Here is a 17,315-nt window from a genome sequence, read left to right as displayed (position 1 = left end):
TATGAAGAAATCTTTTATTCTGATAGCGCTGACAACTGGTGTATTGAATGCTGGGGCGCAGGTAAAGACAACGGTGACGGAGTTTAACATGGCAGGTCCCTTTGCTGTGCAGGCTCCTGTGGGTATGGATTCCGTGGATGTGAACGGCAAGAAATTTGACGAGAAGAGCTTGTTGGGCGGCTTGGCACTCTCTGCAGAGCCTACCACCGTGTTCAGCGGTAAGGTGCTTCCGTCGCTGAAAGACAGCAAGAGCGTTGGCATCCTTTCTTTCTTTGTGAATAATAAGGACTACGTGAAGGGCTCGGTCAGCGTGAAAGGTCCGAAGAACTATAAACTGTTTGTTGACGGTCAGGAGGCTGTGGGAGAGGTGAAACTTTCGCCTGAGCATCACACGCTGGCTATCAAATACCTGGCAGAACCGTCGGATACCGACAGCGTACAGGTGACGATGGATATGTCGCGCGAGGTGGTGCCTACACTCTCTAAGAAGCACCCCTATATGGTACACGACCTGACTGACGGCAAACGTGTGCGTGGTATCTCGCTCTCTGCAGATGGTAAATACGTGGTGGTGTCTTATCAGACCACGGCACGTGGTGGTAATAGCCGTTGGGATTACGAACTGCGTGAGGTGAAGTCGCAGCGTTTGTTGCGCTATCTGAGTAAAAATGTGACATGGATGCCGCGCTCTACTGCCTATATTGAGGAAGAATATCAGGGGGATAAGCGCGTGCTCTTCAAGGTGGATCCGCTGACGGGACAGCGCACACAGTGGGCCTACGATATTCCGCGTGAGAGTTATGTGATCAGTCCTGCAGAGGATTATCTGATTATCTCGTGCAGCGAGGAAGGTCCAAAGGAGGATGCAGATGTTTATCAGGTGCTGGAGATGGACGACCGTCAGCCTGGCTGGCGCTCACGCAGCTACCTGAAGAAATATGATTTGAAGACGGGTATCTGTCAGCGCATCACGTTTGGTCATAAGGGCGAGCATCTCTATGATATCTCTCAGGATGGTAAGAAACTGCTGGTGGTGTCGTCTTATTCTCGCCTTGCAAAGCGTCCTACTGAGGTAGAGGATGTCTATATCATGGATGCTCAGACGCTGAAGATGGATACTGTGTTGCAGGGTGAGGGATTCCTTGGAGGCTGCTCTTTCTCGCCTGATGCCACCCAGATTCTCTTCAGGGGTAATCCCGAGGCTTTCAACCGCATCGGTTGTCAGTTGCCCGAGAACGTGACACCAAGCATGACGGAGTATGAGCTCTTCCTTTATGACCTCTCTTCAAAGAAGGTGACACCGCTGACGAAGGATTTTGACCCCTCTATAGAAAATGTTGACTGGTCATTGGCTGATGGACAGATTTATCTGACGGCAGAGGATCGTGACTATGTGAATATGTTTGTGCTGAACCCCAAGACTGGCAAGATAACCAAACTGCCTATCAAGGGCGACTATGCCTATCGCTATGATTTGGCAGCACATGCTTCTGTGGTAGGCTATCTCTCGTATAAGACGATGGAGCCCGCATCGGCCTATGTGATGACACTCAATTCAAAGGCGGTAGCCAACTCTAAACTCTCCACTCTCCACTCTCAACTCTTTTTCAACGGCGCTGAGGCCCTTGGCGATGCCGAGATTGGTACTTGTGAGGACTGGAACTTTACTAATTCCAGGGGTGATACTGTCTATGGCCGTCTCTACCTGCCCAAGGATTTCGATGCCACGAAGAAATACCCCATGATTGTTTATTATTATGGTGGCTGTTCGCCCGTGAGCCGTTATTTCGAGTCGCCCTACGCCCCTCAGTACTGGAACTCGCTGGGCTATGTGGCCTACATCATCGAACCCAGTGGTGCCACGGGCTTCGGACAGGAGTGGGCCTCACGTCATGTGAACACGGCTGGTCGTGGACCTGCTGAGGATATCATTGAGGGTACGAAGAAGATTTGTGAGGCGCATCCTTATATCAACAAAGAGAAGATTGGTTGTATGGGGGCCTCGTATGGTGGCTTCATGACGCAGTACTTGCAGACGCAGACTGACATCTTCGCTGCTGCCGTCTCTCATGCCGGTATTGCTAACCATACCAGCTACTGGGGCCAGGGCTACTGGGGCTATAACTATAGTGAGGTGTCGATGGCCAACAGCTATCCCTGGAGCCACCGTCAGTTGTATGTGGATCAGAGTCCGCTGTTTAATGCCGACAAGATTCATACGCCTTTGCTTCTGCTACATGGCGACGCAGACACGAATGTACCTTTGGTAGAGAGTCTGCAGATGTTTACCGCCCTGAAACTCCTCGGTCGCGAGGTGGCCTTGGTGCAGGTAAAAGGTGAGAATCATCACATCCTCGAATACTCTAAGAAGGAGAAATGGCTGGCCACCCAGATGGCATGGTTCGCCCGTTGGTTGAAGGACGACCCCACATGGTGGGACGCCCTCTATCCGAAGAAGCATCTGTAAGAACGGCGCTTGTACTGACGATGGACAAATGCGTAAAAAGAAAAAGATAAAAATCAATTTTTTCGATTTCCTGTATTATGCAGTAGATGCAGGAGGATTTGGCGTGGAGTTTATAATGATGCCCATTCTTTGGATCATTCTCCTAAGTATGTCTCTGATTCTGCCTCTGATTAATCCTTCTTTTATATCTATAGGGTTCATCGCCCTTGCAATAGGTGCTGGCTTGATGGATTATCTCATGCGCTGTTATTTTTATAAGCGGGAGGATGCTATTTGGAAGCATTTTGACAAGACCAAATATCGTAAGGCAACGTGGAGGTGGGGCTTCGTTGGCCTATGGATTTTCCTTTGGGTTGTACTGCCATTGATAGTCATCGGGCTATGTGTGAGGGGCTAGCTGACGGAAATCTTGCGTCCCTTCCTTTATTTTATGTCCGTACAAATACACCTTGTCATTTCATTCAGTTCTAGACATTGATTTCGCTTGATGGTTAGTTTTTCGTTATGATGCTCCCATGGGGCAAGAATCAGTAGTTGACCTTTGGCGCAAGCCTCCATGCGCTTTCCGCCTGGCTTTGCCAAATCCGTAAAGCCATTCTCTTGCAGGTAAATCAGGGGGAGTCCTTCTTCAAAGGCGGCTCGCATAATGGTCTTTTCGCCTTGCGAGATAGCTGGTGATACAAGCACGGCTCCCAGACGGGCTGCTCTCAGACACTCTGTGAGTTTAGCCTGCAGGTCGGCCTCCGTGATTTTTCTTGAGCATTGCACTTGCAGCTTCACTGGGCGTTCCAACAAGAAGCGGTTGCCGATGGCTGAAAAACTAAGCCCTGCGTATGTCAAGCCTCTCTGTACACGGAAGAGGTCTGGGTTCTCGCGTTTCATCAGCAGGCGCCTTGGGTTGTCCTTCAGGTAGTTGAGCCATCGCTCCAGCTGTCCTTCCCTCATCAGGATTTGGTCGTTGAAGCCCTTTGCAAAGAGCAGGCCGTTGCTCCGTGCTTGTTGTGCGTGTTGCTGTGCCACAGCAACAAACTGTACAGGCATCAACTCGCGGAATGCCTGGTTGCAAGCCTGCTTAACGCCTAACAGCACCTTCCCCAAGGGCTTCGCCATCTGAGCCTTTACAAAAAGGACAGCATGCAGATGGTCGGGCATCATCTGAAGAGCTATCACCTTCACCTCAGGATGATAGTTTCCCATCGTCAGCCAAATATGTTCTATGGCCTGCCCTAACGTCGAAAGCTCTATATGTGGTGCATCGGCCGACGGTTCCACAGCCTCGCTACGTCCCACCACCTTGCCAAAAAGCGGCTTCCGCTCCTCAGTCACCATCGTCACCATATACATCCTCCGTGCCGTGTAGTCGTTGTCCACACAGCGCCGTTGCATTGATGGTTTCTTCTCTCCAGCAAATGCTTTCTGACTTTCAAACGTTGCTCTGTCCATGATTATCAGATCGGCCACTCGCTGGCATCTATCCTATGCTCCTCTTTTATTCTCCAGCAATAGAATTCCTCGAAATCAACGTAGAAATCCTTGATTTCATCTGACAACGTCTCATCGCTGAGGGTATTGACGTTAGGGTCAAAGACCTCTTGCGTGCCGTCTTCGCGTACAAAGACAAGCAGGGTGAGGTGGCAATTCTGATATTTGATGAAGAACGTGCCCCCATACTCGTTGTACTTGAAATATCCGCAGACATTCGATGAGTCAAAGAGGGGCTGCGACAGCCATTCTTGCAGTTCCTTCATCGCAGCCTTCGTAGCCTTCGACTTGGGAATTGTGAAAGAAAAGGAGAATGTGCCAAGCCAATCAAAGAAAGGGACATCATAGAATTCAATGAAGGGGTGGGTGGCTGCAAATTCCTTGCATGCCTCCTGCCGCCTGTCAAACTCCTCTTTGACATCGTCCAGAGGAATCTGAATGGTCTTGGTGATGACAAGCTGCTTTTGCTTTGGGCGATATTCATATTGGATTAGATTGTCATGATCCATAGACCAATACGTCTTGACTTTTCCACCACCAAAGACATCTATTTTCTGCTCTTCATTATCCGACAGCCATTTGATTCTATATTTCAGCCATTCGTCTGGCCTTAATGATTGCCAGAATGCTAACAACGACACAACACCTAAAATGATGAATATGAGGATATAATTTCCGCCATCCACCTCAGATATAAATGACAACCGAGAAATGGCGAGCAAAACAAACGCGAAGATAGAAACCACCATGATGTATGCCACAGCCCTACCAACTCTGTTGACAGGCTCTGACTGTTCTGGCTCATCATTGCTTGTCTGACTTAATGAAACTTTCCAGTCCTGATAGCGTTTTCTGATATAGATGAAGTCCTCAGCCGAGAAAGTATAGATACTGTCATAGACCTCGTCAGCCTCGACGGCTTCAAACAGACCGTCAATCGTCTGGTATGAATCATCTAACTCATCGTAATCAATTCTTACGAGATATCCTATTTCGCTGGCATAGGTTTCATACGCCTCTCCGTCAACATAATGAATGTAGTAATAGACATCTGACAACTTATCCTGAAAAGTGAGATAGGTTTCCGAACGATTCACGGCTTTCTTATCAACGAGGACTTCGGAGGGAAGTTCTATGTATTCCGCTTCATCTTCTTCCGTCTCATCGGGCTCTTCAACCATTTGGGTTTTCTTTTTCTTCCAAAACGATTTTGGATTCAAGGACAGTGCCAGCAAGACAAAAGAAAGTATTGTCATCCATTTTCGAGCACTGCCATAGTCCATCTGAAGCCCAATAATCAGTACGACTACGGCTGCTATGATTAATACTAACGATATAATTTCTTCTTTCCTCATGATTTACATCTCCACGATAATCTTTCGAGCCATACTATTCTAAATTTTCTGCAAAATTACAATCAATCCCACATACAACCAAATATTCATCTCGTTTTTTCTGTAAAACAACAATGAATACCTCACAGAAATCCTGAATTTCTTAAAAAAAATGCTCCGCAAGTTCTTGGAAATGCCCTGTACATGGGCCAAGGACTGCGGAGCATTTTTAATACTCTGCACTTATCTCGCTGATAGATAGTGTCTTACCTTGTTTCGTTGATTCCGTCGATTCCGTCAGGCAATTTCGCCCTGTGAATCAGAACGCAGAACACGATGATGATGGCGAAGAGCGCACCTACGGTAGATAGGATGAGAACGGGGGTGGCTCCGCCATTCAAGGCGCTAACCAGGGAGGTGTAGCCGATGGTGAAGGTGAGAACCAACATCATGAGGCCCATGCATCTGGTCATGCGCACCACTAAAGTCCACTGCTGAGGTGTGGAAACCGTTACGGGGATGTTCACCTTATGCGGAAAATAGGCTATTATCATGAGGACTAAGCCTGTGAGTGAGGTGACGCCGCAGGGAAACAGGATACCAATCTTGGATCCCCAGTCGTTGGGTTTTCCGTCAGGACCGAAGTGGTTGAAGGACGATGCCTCATGGTGGGATTCCCTCTATCCTAAGAAGAACCTGTAAAAACAAAAACGGATGCTTTCAACACAGAAGGGCATCCGTTTTTTTATGATGATTGAAAAAAAGTGTGATTCATTAAATCTTTTTTCTTACCTTTGCGTCTTAATAAGTAAAAACCTCAAAACGATGAACGAAGAAACGGAACAGTTGCTCACAGAATTGGAGCGGATTGTCACAGAACGGCAAGACTGGCTCTTCCGTTTCGCGTATATGCGTATCGGCATCAGGGAAGATGCAGAGGATGTGGTGCAAGAGGTGCTGCTGGGTGTCTTCCGTAGGTTGAGGGAAAAGACGCGGGTGGACAATGTGGAGCAGTACGTTATCCGCGCCATCAGTAATGCCTGCACGGATTACTTCCGCAGAAAACCGCTGCATGTTGTACTGCTCGACCAAGCCAAGGAGGTGGCGGTGAGCGATCATGACAAACAGATTCATGAGGAGTTCCTGAGGGTGAACCGACTGCTGGATACTTTGCCCAGGGAACAATCGGAGATAGTACGTCTGAAATGTTATGACGACCTGACGTTCAAACAAATAGCGGAACTGCAGAATATCCCGGAAGCAACGGCAAAGTCGCGCTATCGCTACGCTATCATGCATGTTCAACAGATGATGAAGAAAGGAGAAAAAAGATGAATACAGAGCACTTTGACGATATTGAGCAGATGCTGAAACCGCAATGCGAGTTCAAAGCATCGGAATCGCTGAAACAGAATGTGATGGCGAAGGCACGCCAAGAGGTGTGTCCGCATCACACCATCAGACTATGGCCCTGGGTAGCAGCAGCGTGTGTGGCTGGCTTCCTGATGCTCTATTTCATGCCACCAGAGACGGCTTCTTGTGATGCGGCGCTTCATGCCCGATTGGTGAAAGCCTATCAGGCAGATTGCCAGCAGACGGCTTATGTGCGCACCTCTGACTTTGAGTCGTTTGACGTCATAGAGCACAGAATGAAAAGTCGGGGTGAGCAGATTAAAGAGGAAATCGAAAATCTAAGGACTTATAAAATGATAGAATAAAATGAAGAAAATCATCATATTATCAGGTGTACTGCTGATGGGCTTGTGCGCCTGCAAAAACAATCAGAACGTAAGTGAACAGCCTGTGCCAGAGACCTTCGAAGAGTTTATGGATGGTCTGAGTGACCTAGAGGAGCTTGTGGAATCTACGGTAGCAAGCGACGATTCCGTTACCACCAGTTACTATACGCTTTGGTTCCACACCTACGATTTACGTGGCTTCAATCCCAGGGAAATACATGACGCCGAGGAAATCAATGACTCCGTAGCCAGTCTCCTGGCAGAAGAGAAAGCAATCAACGACAGCATTCTGGAGAGCGAGACGGCCATCATGCACTATGTGGACCATAGCATGAAGTATCTCTGCGATAAGTATCGCCCCAAGGCTGCAAAATTCTATGAATACGAGACGCATCGCAAGAATACAGACACGCTGGAATATATCATTGCACCCAAGGAACTGGAAGACACGTTGCCTGAGGTCTTTCAGGGTACGGACTTCAAGGAGAATTTCAAGTGTTACCCAGAGTTCCTGACTTTTAATCGTGTGTCCCAGGCCACGAAGAAAGGTCAAGATATTATGGATTTGGTGACGTATCACAAAGAAGAAAAGTATCCTGGCAAAAAACTGACCAACGAAGATGAGATTAAGCAGATTTTCCTGGAGCGTATCTCAAACATCAAGGGCATGAAAGCAGAGCCGGTGAAATACCTCTCGGATGATGGCAAGGGCTTTGATGTCCCTACGGTTTCGTTCAACTGGCGATTGAAGAAGGAACAGGTGGCTCAACTGGATGGCGTGCTCTATGAACTGCCGCTCAACGGAGAGCAAAAGGTGGCACTCCTAAGAGATTTGCGCGCGGCATTGCTGGACTTCATGAAGACACACTATGCACCGTATATGGAACTGAATTTCTACCACGATTTCAAACTGGCTGATATTCACACTTATCATGGGGCATTGATGGGCCTATCCATCAATAACAACCGGGGTTCAGGACATGCGTCCCATGTTCAGGGGTTATTCCGGGTGCAAGTTGGAAATGTGTTTGACAAGAGTCTCAAGATTCTCTTCCTGAACGTCAGAAATGAGCACTTTATGATTCCGCGTGAGTGGATGGAAATCAAGGAAATCCACAACGACACCATCCGCTGGTTGCCCAACGGCATCTATCACAACGGCACGGTGACTACAACGAATGGAAAACAGATAGAATAACAGAAAGAATAAAGGAAGGCTGATGATTCGGCCTTCCTTTATTGTTGATTTTTTTTTGAATTTATCCGATGGTAATGGTGTATTCACTCATGAACGAGGCACCGGGCTGCAGGTGGTTCATGTAGGGCTTATCCTTGAACTCGCCGTCGTAGCCGCGATGGTCGCCCAGACCGTACCATGGCTCGATACAGATAAAGGGCGCCTGCTTCTTGTAAGGACTCCAGAAGGCGATAACCGGACAACGGTAGTCGAGTGTCACGGCAGGTGTGCCGTCTGGGTTGAGCAGTATGGCCTGTGAGGTCTGGCTCTTGTGGAACTTTACGCTGTCATCGGCAAAGGTCTCGTCGTTGATTGCCAGCATACCGTCCTTGGTCTCAGCCTCTATCTCGGTCAGTTCGTGAGAACCGTCGATATAGCTCTTCAGGTTCTGCATCTGTTCTTTATTATCAAATACGATGACGCCCTTCAGGGGCTCGTCTTCCTTACAACCAGGAGCCAGAAAAGCGGGGTGACCGCCAATCTGGAAGTGGATATCACGCTTGTCGGTATTCTCCACGTGCCAGATAACGTGTATTTTGTTGCCTTCCAACTTATAGGTCACGGCAAGGTTAAAACAGTAAGGATAAACCTTCAGTGTCTCCTCGCTCTCGTGGAGGGCGTAGGTCACACGGTCTGGTCCCTGTGCGATGAGCTTGAACTCGGTGTCGCGTGCAAAACCGTGACGTGGCAGGTGATACTCCTTGCCATCTACACGGTAGGTATCATTATTGACGCTGCATACGATGGGGAATAGGATAGGAGAGCGGCGTGGCCACTTCTCGCCAGCCTGCCACAGATATTCACGTCCGTCACTGTCTTTAATGCTCTGTAATTCGGCACCCATAGCCGACACCTCTACGGTGAGTAGTTCGTTTTGAATTGTTTCCATAATCGTTAGATACTTTTAGATTGTTGTGAGCGCAAAGGTACAAACATTTCCTTAATCTACCAAACTTTTTGCATAAGCATTTGGATGGGTAAGAAAAAGTTCATACCTTTGCACCCATGAATAGAAATGAATTGGAAGGTAAGCGCATTGCTGTGCTACTGTCAGGAGGCGTTGACAGTAGTGTGGTGGTGTATGAGTTTGCACAGCTAGGACTGCATCCAGACTGCTTCTATATCAAGATTGGCTCTGACGAGAAGGACGAATGGGACTGCTCGATGGAGGAAGATCTGGAGATGGCAACGGCTGTGGCCCATAAGTACGGCTGTAAGTTAGAGGTTGTGGACTGCCATCACGAATACTGGGACCAGGTGACGAAATATACGATGGACAAGGTGAAGGCAGGACTGACGCCTAATCCAGACGTGATGTGCAACAGACTGATAAAATTCGGCGCCTTCCATGAGAAACGTGGACATGACTATGACCTGATAGCAACGGGGCATTATGCACAGACGGAGGTCGTTGACGGACTGAAATGGCTGGTAACGAGTCCGGATTCGGTGAAGGATCAGACTGATTTCCTGGCTCAGATTTTTGACTGGCAGTTACAGAAGGCTATCTTTCCGATAGGACATTACGTGAAGGATGAGGTGCGCCAGATTGCTGAGCGCGAACATCTGGTGAATGCCAAGCGTAAAGACTCACAGGGCATTTGTTTCCTGGGAAAGATTAACTACACGGACTATATCAAAATGTACGTGGGTGAACAGAAAGGGGATGTGCTGGAACTGGAAACGGGGAAACGCATTGGCCAGCATAATGGACATTGGTTTTATACCATTGGTCAGCGTAAAGGCTTAGGTTTTGGCGGTGGTCCTTGGTTCATCGTTAAGAAGGATATTGAAAAGAATATCCTCTATGTGTCTCATGGCTATGATCCCGACACGGCCTACAAACAGGATTTCCCTATTCATGGATTCCATAGCATCAACGGAGAGATGCCGGAACGTGAGATTACATTTAAGATTCGTCATACACCTGAATATCATCCCGCCACGCTGGAGGCTTTGGGTGATGGTCGTTATATGGTGCATTCTCAGGACCGTATCCACGGTGTGGCACCAGGTCAGTTCTGTGTCATTTATGATAATCGCCACCACCGTTGTTACGGCAGTGGCGAGATTACCATCTAATAATCAAAGATTTTAAACTCATATCCCTGTTCTTTGAGCCAATGAATGCTCTCGGGCAGGGCTGTTTTCAGTTTCTCAATAGACTTCAGTGAGTCGTGGAAGGTGATGATGGAGCCGTTGCGTGCGTAGCGTTTCACATTATTCACCACATCCTCGGCAGTAAGCCATTTTGAATAATCACGTGTGACGAGGTCCCACATCACAATCTTGAACTTTCTGGATAGCCAGGCATAATGCGGCAGTCGCATCCATCCGTGAGGTGGGCGCATCAACCGACTGTGGATATATGCATTGGCCTTCTCAACGTTATAGCTATACTCCTTGATGGTATGGCGTATGCTACCGATATGATTGTGGGTGTGGTTGCCCACTTGATGCCCTTCATCCAGAATCCTTTGGAAGAGCTCGGGATATTTACGCACATTATCACCGACACAGAAGAAGGTCGCTTTGATACCTTCGTCACGAAGGGTGTCGAGAATAAACGGCGTAGCCTCGGGGATGGGACCGTCGTCGAACGTCAGATAGACTGCGTGTTCGTGACGGTCCATTCTCCACAGGGCATTAGGATAAAGCCATCTGAGGTATATCGCTGGTTGTTCTATGAACATGTGATGATGTCTGCGATGATATTACTGCTGTCCACCGCCTTTGCTGATGAACTTCTGCCACTGCTGTTCAAAGCGTGGTGCATACTCGTTAAACTTCTTCTCATCAATATGCTCAACCAACTCTGTGATGCGCTTCATCATATAGAGGGGCAGCTGAATGCTAGGCTCTGCCACCTTGAACTTCTTGCGGTCAAGAGAGTTGTAGTAGACCATATACTGGTCGTACTTAGACCACAACTGCTGGAGGATATCCAAGGCCTTTGTCTTGTCGCCAATGGCGGCATAGGCCTGTGCCATCTCCAGTGAAGAACTCTGGAAGTCGTGAGGCACATTGCATGAGGGGAACTCCTCCTCGCATCTGTCGAGCACTTCCTTGGCCTTAGCATCCTTGCCTTCCATGATGAGGTGTGAAGCAAGTTTCACCATCAGACGACGATGGGTATAGCACATACGCATCACGGTCTCATCGAGGTAGATGCCAGGTGTCTTTGCACCACCGAACTTGAATCGGTGCATCACGTTGTTGTAAGTCTTCTCGGTATCGAAATTGGTCATGCCTGGGATAGGCTGATCGTTGATGTTGGTAGTGAACGGTGTGATACGGTTGGTGAGACCTTCCTGTACAAAGTTATCACCAAGGTTCATGTAGTTCTCCTGACCAACGGTATAGGCTACGTAGATAGGACGACGCCAGTTGGCATTGGCTACCATCTCGAGCATCATCAGCTTACTCTTGTCCAGTCCGCCAAGACCTGCGAGTGAAATCGTCATACGGTCGGGTATGGCAGCATCAATATCTACTGAGTCATTACCTTGCTCTATACCCTGAATCAGCATGCCGCTCTCCTTCACTGCCTGTTTGTCGATAGTGATGAAGACGGTGTCGGTAGGAATGACGCAGAGTGACTCGTCCAGACTATAATACTGGTCGTTCATCACCTCGGGCATCTTTGTGAAGGCAAACTCGATAGCATTTCTCTGACGCTCTTTCAATTCGCTTGTGCGGTGGTCGCGTACCCAGAACTCCAGAACATTCTTCAACTCGAATGGGTTATCGCCAAACAGTTCGGTGGTCTCCTTGGGATAGTCACGCATCAGCAGTTCAATAGCCTTGCGAATCTTGTTGTCCACGCGTACATATTCGTTTGTGCCAGAACAGTACTCCAGTCGGCTCCATGAGATAGGCAGAGCAGGAGAGTCGTAGGCAGGACGAATCATCTGGTCTATGTACCAGTCGGTCTGCAGGTACGACAGGTTACATACACGGGCATCGGTACGCACACCTTCAGTATCTTGGTTGTACCAGAGGGGGAAGGTATCATTATCGCCATTGGTGAAGATGATGGGGTTACCTTCTTCCTGCAGAGACATGAGGTAGTTCTGACCGAAGTCACGACAGGTGTAGCGTCCGCTACGATCGTGGTCATCCCATGTCTGAGAAGCCATCTGAACAGGTACCAACAGGGCAGCAGCACCAATCACGATAGCAGGGATGAGCTGGTTCTTCTTGAAGATATCCCATGCCATCTGAATCAGGGCAGCAACACCCATACCACACCAGATAGCGTAGGCATAGAATGAACCGGCATATGCATAGTCACGCTCACGGGGCTGCTCTGGTGTCTGGTTAAGATAGAGCACGATAGCCAGACCTGTCATGAAGAACAGGAAGAATACCACCCAGAACTGCTGAACGCCTCTCTTGCCGCGCATAAAGAGCTGCCAGAAGATACCGAGAATACCCAGAAGCAGAGGCAGGCAGTAGAATACGTTATGTCCCTTGTTGTTCTTCAGGTCATCGGGCAGCAGAGACTGGTCGCCCAGACGAGCATTGTCGAGGAACGAGAAACCGGTAATCCAGTTGCCGTGTTCCAGTTCACCATGACCTTGGATATCGTTTTGGCGACCGGCGAAGTTCCAAAGAAAATAACGCCAGTACATCCAGTTACACTGATAGGCGAAGAAGAATTCCAGATTCTCCATCTGTGTAGGTATCGTTACAAAAGAACCCTGACGATAGTTCGATGGCTCCTTCTTTCCCTTGATGCCTCCAACCCAGCTGTTGTATGCAGCGATATGGCGCTGGCTATTGGAGTACATACGTGGGAATATCATATTCTGTGCATAGACGGGCTTATCCTTTGTGCTAACCACAAAGTATGTATCGGGCTCGTCGGCAGACTTCTTCTCCTTACGCTGATAGATAGGTGCACCCGGATCCATCTCAACATGACCGCTTTGGTCAATCTTGTATTCAGAACTGTAGGCCTGACCGAATGCCAGAGGGCGATAGCCATACTGGTCGCGGCTCAGGTAATTACCAAGGGTGAAAATATCCTCGGGTGAGTTCTGGTCCATTGGTGGGTTGGCTGCAGAACGGATGACGATAACGGCATAGGTGGAATAACCAATCATCAGCATCAGCATGCAGAGCAACGTGGTGTTCTTGATGCGGGGTGAAATGATCTGCTTCTCCATGCCAGGCAGGAATAATACTGCAGCGATGGCGAGTAATACAACAACGCCAATGAAGAAAGCGCTCCAGCCAAAACCATAGAAAGGAATACCTAACATGCCAATGGCAACAAGGAAGGCAACGTTCTGGCGTATCCAACTGCCTTTTGTCTCCTTGGCCATCTGTGTCTCATAGATAGCCCAGATAACGAGGGCAACCAACAGGAAGAGGTAGATATACTCACCTGTGTTGAACGACATGCCAAGTGTGTTGACAAAGAACAATTCGAACCATCCGCCAACGGTGATAATGCCTGGTACTACACCATAGAGTACGGCTGCAAGCAGTACAAATGAGATGAGCAGGGCTACAATACTACCTTTGGCATTGGCATTGGGAAAACGCTTGAAATAATAGACCAATACAATGGCAGGCAGACACAGCAGGTTCAGCAGGTGCACGCCAATGCTAAGGCCGGTCATATACATAATCAATACCAGCCAGCGGTCACTATGAGGCTCGTCGGCATGGTCTTCCCATTTCAATATCAGCCAGAATACAACTGCTGTGAACGCAGAAGAGTAGGCATATACCTCGCCTTCAACGGCTGAGAACCAGAATGTGTCGCTAAATGTGTAAATCAGTGCACCTACCAGTCCGCTGGCTTCGATAGCTACGAGTTTTGCCGTACTCAGTTCCTCCCAACTGTTGATGAACAGTCGGCGTACCAGATGGGTGACGCTCCAGAAAAGGAAGAGAATACATGTTGCTGACAGAAGAGCACTCATGGTGTTGACCATACGTGCCACCTGAGTAGGATCACTGGTGAACTGTGAGAACAGATTTGCTGTCAGCATAAAGAAAGGCGCACCGGGTGGGTGTCCAACTTCCAAACGATAACCTGTAGTAATAAACTCTGGACAGTCCCAGAAAGAGGCTGTCGGCTCGATGGTTGAACAATATACGAAGGCGGCTATAAAGAATGTCAGCCATCCGAGGATATTGTCCACGAGGCGGAATTGTTTCATTTTAAAAGGTTTTATTTTTAACGTTAAAATTGTTTCTGACGTGCAAAGGTAGTAATTATAATTGAAAATTGATAATTGAAAATTGATAATTTTCTACTGCTCTACATTAATTAACAGAATAACCATTTAACGCCGTAGATAAGTAACCAGTAACGCAGGAATTTTCCGATGGCTATACTGACAAAGGAAATTAACATGTTGGCGCGCATGAATCCCAAAGTCACGGTGATGGCACTACCGATGATGGGGAGGAATGCAAAGAACCCCATCCATGCACCTCGTCCTGCCATGAACCGTTCTGCCTTGTCCATGCTTTCTTTCTTGATTTTCAGGTATTTCTCAATCCATTCCAGTTTACCCATCCGGCCCACAAAATAATTGAATATAGAACCCAGTATGTTGCCGATGGTACCATAGATGACGAGTTGCCAGCCGTCAAGTCCTGAGCCCAGTAATGCCACCATCATAGTCTCACTGGAGAATGGGAATACGCTTCCGGCCAGAAAAGCGCCTAAGAGCATGCCCCAATAGCCGTAGCCTGTCAGAAATTCTAGAAATGCATCCATAGGTTTATAAAGGTGATAATGATGCAGGTCGATAGAATCACAAAAAAGGCAATGTTAGTGATGCGTGAATGTGTCAGTGTCATGAAATGGGCAACAATAGGACTGGCACAGATGATGACAATGCGGATAAAAGCGTTGAACTGCTGGGGTTGTAAAGCAATGAAAAGCAATGTCAGCAGGTTGACGGCAATAAAGAATCCGAATAACTGGCGTATATGAATCTTGTCTTCATAGCTATATTGCCAGAAGTGAATGATACCGGTGATGGATACAACGGCCAGGAATATGTATACGAGCAGTTGTTCTAGCGTCACTGCTAAGTAGTTTGCTGGAAGTACGAATGAATTCAGGTCTGACAAATGATCTGTCAGTGGCGTGAAATCCCAGATATAGAATAGCCATAGGGACACAAACCAATAAGGGGTGATGATGCCGAGAATCGACGCCACCAGGGTGCGCCAGCTAAGGGAATTTAACCGGCTAATCATGAGTACCCATAGAAGGGGTACATAGTATAGGTATTCGGCATACAATAAACTGCTACAGCCAAGGGCAAGAAAGGCATAGTAGGTCTTCCCGGCTGCTTGCTGGTCCTGATATGTGCTGAAGAGTATCAGGAAACTTGCAATAATTCCTACAAGTCCTAAATCACCTATGAGTGACTGAAAACCACTGATATACATGCATGACAGAACGATGAATGTTGCACCCACCATTCTGCTGCGCACACGTAGCAGGGCATTGCTGTTGTTGAGCTCCACCATCATGTAGGAAGCTGCAACATAACATGCCATTTGAGGCCATGCAAAGAAGGAGGGCGAACCGCCAAACATGGCGATTGCCCAAATCCCGATAGCATAGACAGCTGCTACTGGCAGCGTCATGCCACTTTCTGCTATTCTGTTTTGAAGTCTCTTCAAATCTGTTTAAAGATCTTTTCCGATGTCGCGACGGAAATACTGGTCTGTGAACTGAATTTTCTGAGCCTCTGTGAATGACTTCTTCAGAGCTTCTTCCTTGTCTTTTCCGTAAGAAGAAACAGCGATAACGCGACCGCCATTGGTCACCACCTGACCGTTTACGGTTGCTGTTCCTGCATGGAATACAATGCTGCCTTCTACATTTTCGATGCCAGTGATGGGATAGCCCTTCTTGTAGGCTTCTGGATAACCTCCGCTAACCAGCATCACACATACGGCTGCACGTTCATCGAACTCAATCTGGCGCTTGTCAAGATTTCCTTCAGCTACGCCTTCGAAAAGATCCACAATGTCACTCTTCAGACGGAGCATCACACTCTCTGTCTCAGGATCACCCATACGACAGTTGTACTCGATAACCATAGGTTCACCCTTTACGTTGATGAGTCCAAAGAAGATGAAACCTTTGTAAACGATACCTTCCTGTTTCAGACCTTCTACAGTAGGACGGATGATACGGTCCTCCACTTTCTGCATCCACTCCTTAGTGGCAAAGGGAACGGGAGAAACACTGCCCATACCGCCTGTGTTCAGACCGGTATCGCCTTCACCGATACGCTTGTAGTCTTTTGCCTCGGGCAGAATCTTATAGTGCTCTCCGTCGGTGAGAACGAAAACTGAACACTCAATTCCGCTGAGGAATTCCTCAATGACAACTCTTGAAGAGGCATTGCCGAACATGCCGCCCAGCATATCCTTGAGTTCTTTCTTCGCTTCTTCGAGGGTAGGCAGGATAAGAACTCCCTTACCGGCACACAAACCATCGGCTTTTAATACATAGGGAGCCTCAAGTGTATCCAGAAAGGCTAATCCCTCTTGCAGGTGTTCACCGTCGAAAGTCTCGTAGCGGGCTGTGGGGATGTTGTGGCGCTGCATAAATCCTTTGGCGAAGTCTTTCGAGCCCTCAAGTACGGCGCCTGTCTTTGAGGGACCAATAACGGGGATGTTCTTGGTACGATCATCTTGACCAAGATTGTCATAGATGCCCTTTACCAATGGATCCTCAGGGCCGACAACTACCATGTCGACACCTTTTTCCACTATGAATTGCTTGATGGCTTCAAAGTCGTCAGCTTTCATGTTGACGTTTTCTCCGCAGTTTGAGGTACCTGCATTACCAGGGGCAATAAACAGTTTCTCTACTCGCTCGCTCTGAGCAATTTTCCAAGCTAAGGCGTGCTCGCGGCCGCCACTTCCCAAAAGTAAAATCTTCATAATAAGTCGGTTGATTTCGAAATCGTCTGCAAAGGTAGTGCAATTTGTGCGAAAAACAAAAGAAAAATAGGGGTAAAATTAATGTTTTTGTTAGTTTTTGACTAGTTTTTCGGAAATAA

Annotated in this window: 16 protein-coding genes; 7 read left to right on the top strand and 9 right to left on the bottom strand. The window is 47.9% G+C overall.

The genetic code is table 11. The features are described 5' to 3' along the window. The first annotated feature begins 1 nt into the window (after window position 1). Window positions 2-2,467, top strand: a complete 2,466-nt coding sequence (locus L6466_RS10775) for a S9 family peptidase (protein WP_237802922.1) — start codon at window positions 2-4, stop codon at window positions 2,465-2,467. Between the two features lie 28 nt (window positions 2,468-2,495). Further along, entirely contained in the window at window positions 2,496-2,864 is a 369-nt protein-coding gene (locus L6466_RS10770; RefSeq protein ID WP_091852435.1) for a hypothetical protein, read from the top strand. Window positions 2,865-2,890: 26 nt separating this feature from the next. Here L6466_RS10770 and L6466_RS10765 read toward each other — a convergent pair whose 3' ends face one another. The 3 genes from L6466_RS10765 to L6466_RS10755 all read right to left on the bottom strand — a co-directional run bounded on the left by L6466_RS10765 (window position 2,891) and on the right by L6466_RS10755 (window position 5,837). Further along, window positions 2,891-3,910: a hypothetical protein gene (locus tag L6466_RS10765; protein WP_091852438.1), complete on the bottom strand. Its 1,020-nt coding sequence runs from the start codon at window positions 3,908-3,910 to the stop codon at window positions 2,891-2,893. 5 nt (window positions 3,911-3,915) lie between these two features. After that, complete coding sequence (locus L6466_RS10760; protein WP_237802924.1) at window positions 3,916-5,304, bottom strand: hypothetical protein; 1,389 nt, start codon at window positions 5,302-5,304, stop codon at window positions 3,916-3,918. Between the two features lie 245 nt (window positions 5,305-5,549). Continuing rightward, complete coding sequence (locus L6466_RS10755) at window positions 5,550-5,837, bottom strand: hypothetical protein (protein ID WP_091852443.1); 288 nt, start codon at window positions 5,835-5,837, stop codon at window positions 5,550-5,552. Here L6466_RS10755 and L6466_RS10750 point away from each other — a divergent pair. The 4 genes from L6466_RS10750 (at window position 5,836) to L6466_RS10735 (ending at window position 8,220) form a co-directional block, all read left to right on the top strand. Continuing rightward, window positions 5,836-5,985: a hypothetical protein gene (locus L6466_RS10750; RefSeq protein WP_237795236.1), complete on the top strand. Its 150-nt coding sequence runs from the start codon at window positions 5,836-5,838 to the stop codon at window positions 5,983-5,985. The genes L6466_RS10755 and L6466_RS10750 overlap by 2 nt on opposite strands. A gap of 123 nt (window positions 5,986-6,108) precedes the next feature. Beyond that, window positions 6,109-6,618: an RNA polymerase sigma factor gene (locus L6466_RS10745; RefSeq protein WP_237802925.1), complete on the top strand. Its 510-nt coding sequence runs from the start codon at window positions 6,109-6,111 to the stop codon at window positions 6,616-6,618. Further along, window positions 6,615-7,001 carry a hypothetical protein gene (locus tag L6466_RS10740; RefSeq protein ID WP_237802926.1) on the top strand — a complete coding sequence of 129 codons (387 nt, stop codon included), beginning with the start codon at window positions 6,615-6,617 and terminating at the stop codon, window positions 6,999-7,001. The genes L6466_RS10745 and L6466_RS10740 overlap by 4 nt, the downstream gene beginning before the upstream one ends. A gap of 1 nt (window position 7,002) precedes the next feature. Next, window positions 7,003-8,220 (top strand): hypothetical protein, encoded by a 1,218-nt coding sequence (locus L6466_RS10735; RefSeq protein WP_237802927.1) that lies wholly within the window; start codon window positions 7,003-7,005, stop codon window positions 8,218-8,220. A gap of 61 nt (window positions 8,221-8,281) precedes the next feature. Here L6466_RS10735 and L6466_RS10730 read toward each other — a convergent pair whose 3' ends face one another. Next, window positions 8,282-9,148, bottom strand: coding sequence for an aldose 1-epimerase family protein (locus L6466_RS10730; RefSeq protein WP_237795256.1), 867 nt, complete (start codon window positions 9,146-9,148; stop codon window positions 8,282-8,284). Window positions 9,149-9,264: 116 nt separating this feature from the next. Here L6466_RS10730 and mnmA point away from each other — a divergent pair, with 116 nt between their 5' ends. Continuing rightward, window positions 9,265-10,341 carry a tRNA 2-thiouridine(34) synthase MnmA gene (mnmA, locus tag L6466_RS10725; protein WP_237802928.1) on the top strand — a complete coding sequence of 359 codons (1,077 nt, stop codon included), beginning with the start codon at window positions 9,265-9,267 and terminating at the stop codon, window positions 10,339-10,341. Here the strand turns inward: mnmA and L6466_RS10720 are convergent. From L6466_RS10720 to purD, 5 genes are all read right to left on the bottom strand, one after another. Continuing rightward, window positions 10,338-10,952 (bottom strand): polysaccharide deacetylase family protein, encoded by a 615-nt coding sequence (locus L6466_RS10720; RefSeq protein ID WP_091814981.1) that lies wholly within the window; start codon window positions 10,950-10,952, stop codon window positions 10,338-10,340. The two genes, mnmA and L6466_RS10720, sit on opposite strands and share 4 nt — an antisense overlap. 21 nt (window positions 10,953-10,973) lie before the next feature. Further along, window positions 10,974-14,435 (bottom strand): protein O-mannosyl-transferase family, encoded by a 3,462-nt coding sequence (locus tag L6466_RS10715; protein ID WP_091814978.1) that lies wholly within the window; start codon window positions 14,433-14,435, stop codon window positions 10,974-10,976. 110 nt (window positions 14,436-14,545) lie between these two features. After that, entirely contained in the window at window positions 14,546-15,001 is a 456-nt protein-coding gene (locus L6466_RS10710) for a YqaA family protein (protein ID WP_091814976.1), read from the bottom strand. Further along, window positions 14,986-15,921 carry a hypothetical protein gene (locus L6466_RS10705; RefSeq protein ID WP_237795272.1) on the bottom strand — a complete coding sequence of 312 codons (936 nt, stop codon included), beginning with the start codon at window positions 15,919-15,921 and terminating at the stop codon, window positions 14,986-14,988. Before L6466_RS10705 ends, L6466_RS10710 begins: the two co-directional genes overlap by 16 nt. A gap of 6 nt (window positions 15,922-15,927) precedes the next feature. Then, window positions 15,928-17,196: a phosphoribosylamine--glycine ligase gene (purD, locus tag L6466_RS10700; RefSeq protein WP_237802929.1), complete on the bottom strand. Its 1,269-nt coding sequence runs from the start codon at window positions 17,194-17,196 to the stop codon at window positions 15,928-15,930. Window positions 17,197-17,315 lie beyond the last annotated feature (119 nt).

The sequence above is a fragment of the Prevotella communis genome, from assembly GCF_022024175.1.
Classification (GTDB): Bacteria; Bacteroidota; Bacteroidia; order Bacteroidales; family Bacteroidaceae; genus Prevotella; species Prevotella communis.
The sequence above is the reverse complement of the archived record's forward strand: the minus strand, read 5'-3'. Positions and strand labels throughout refer to the sequence as shown.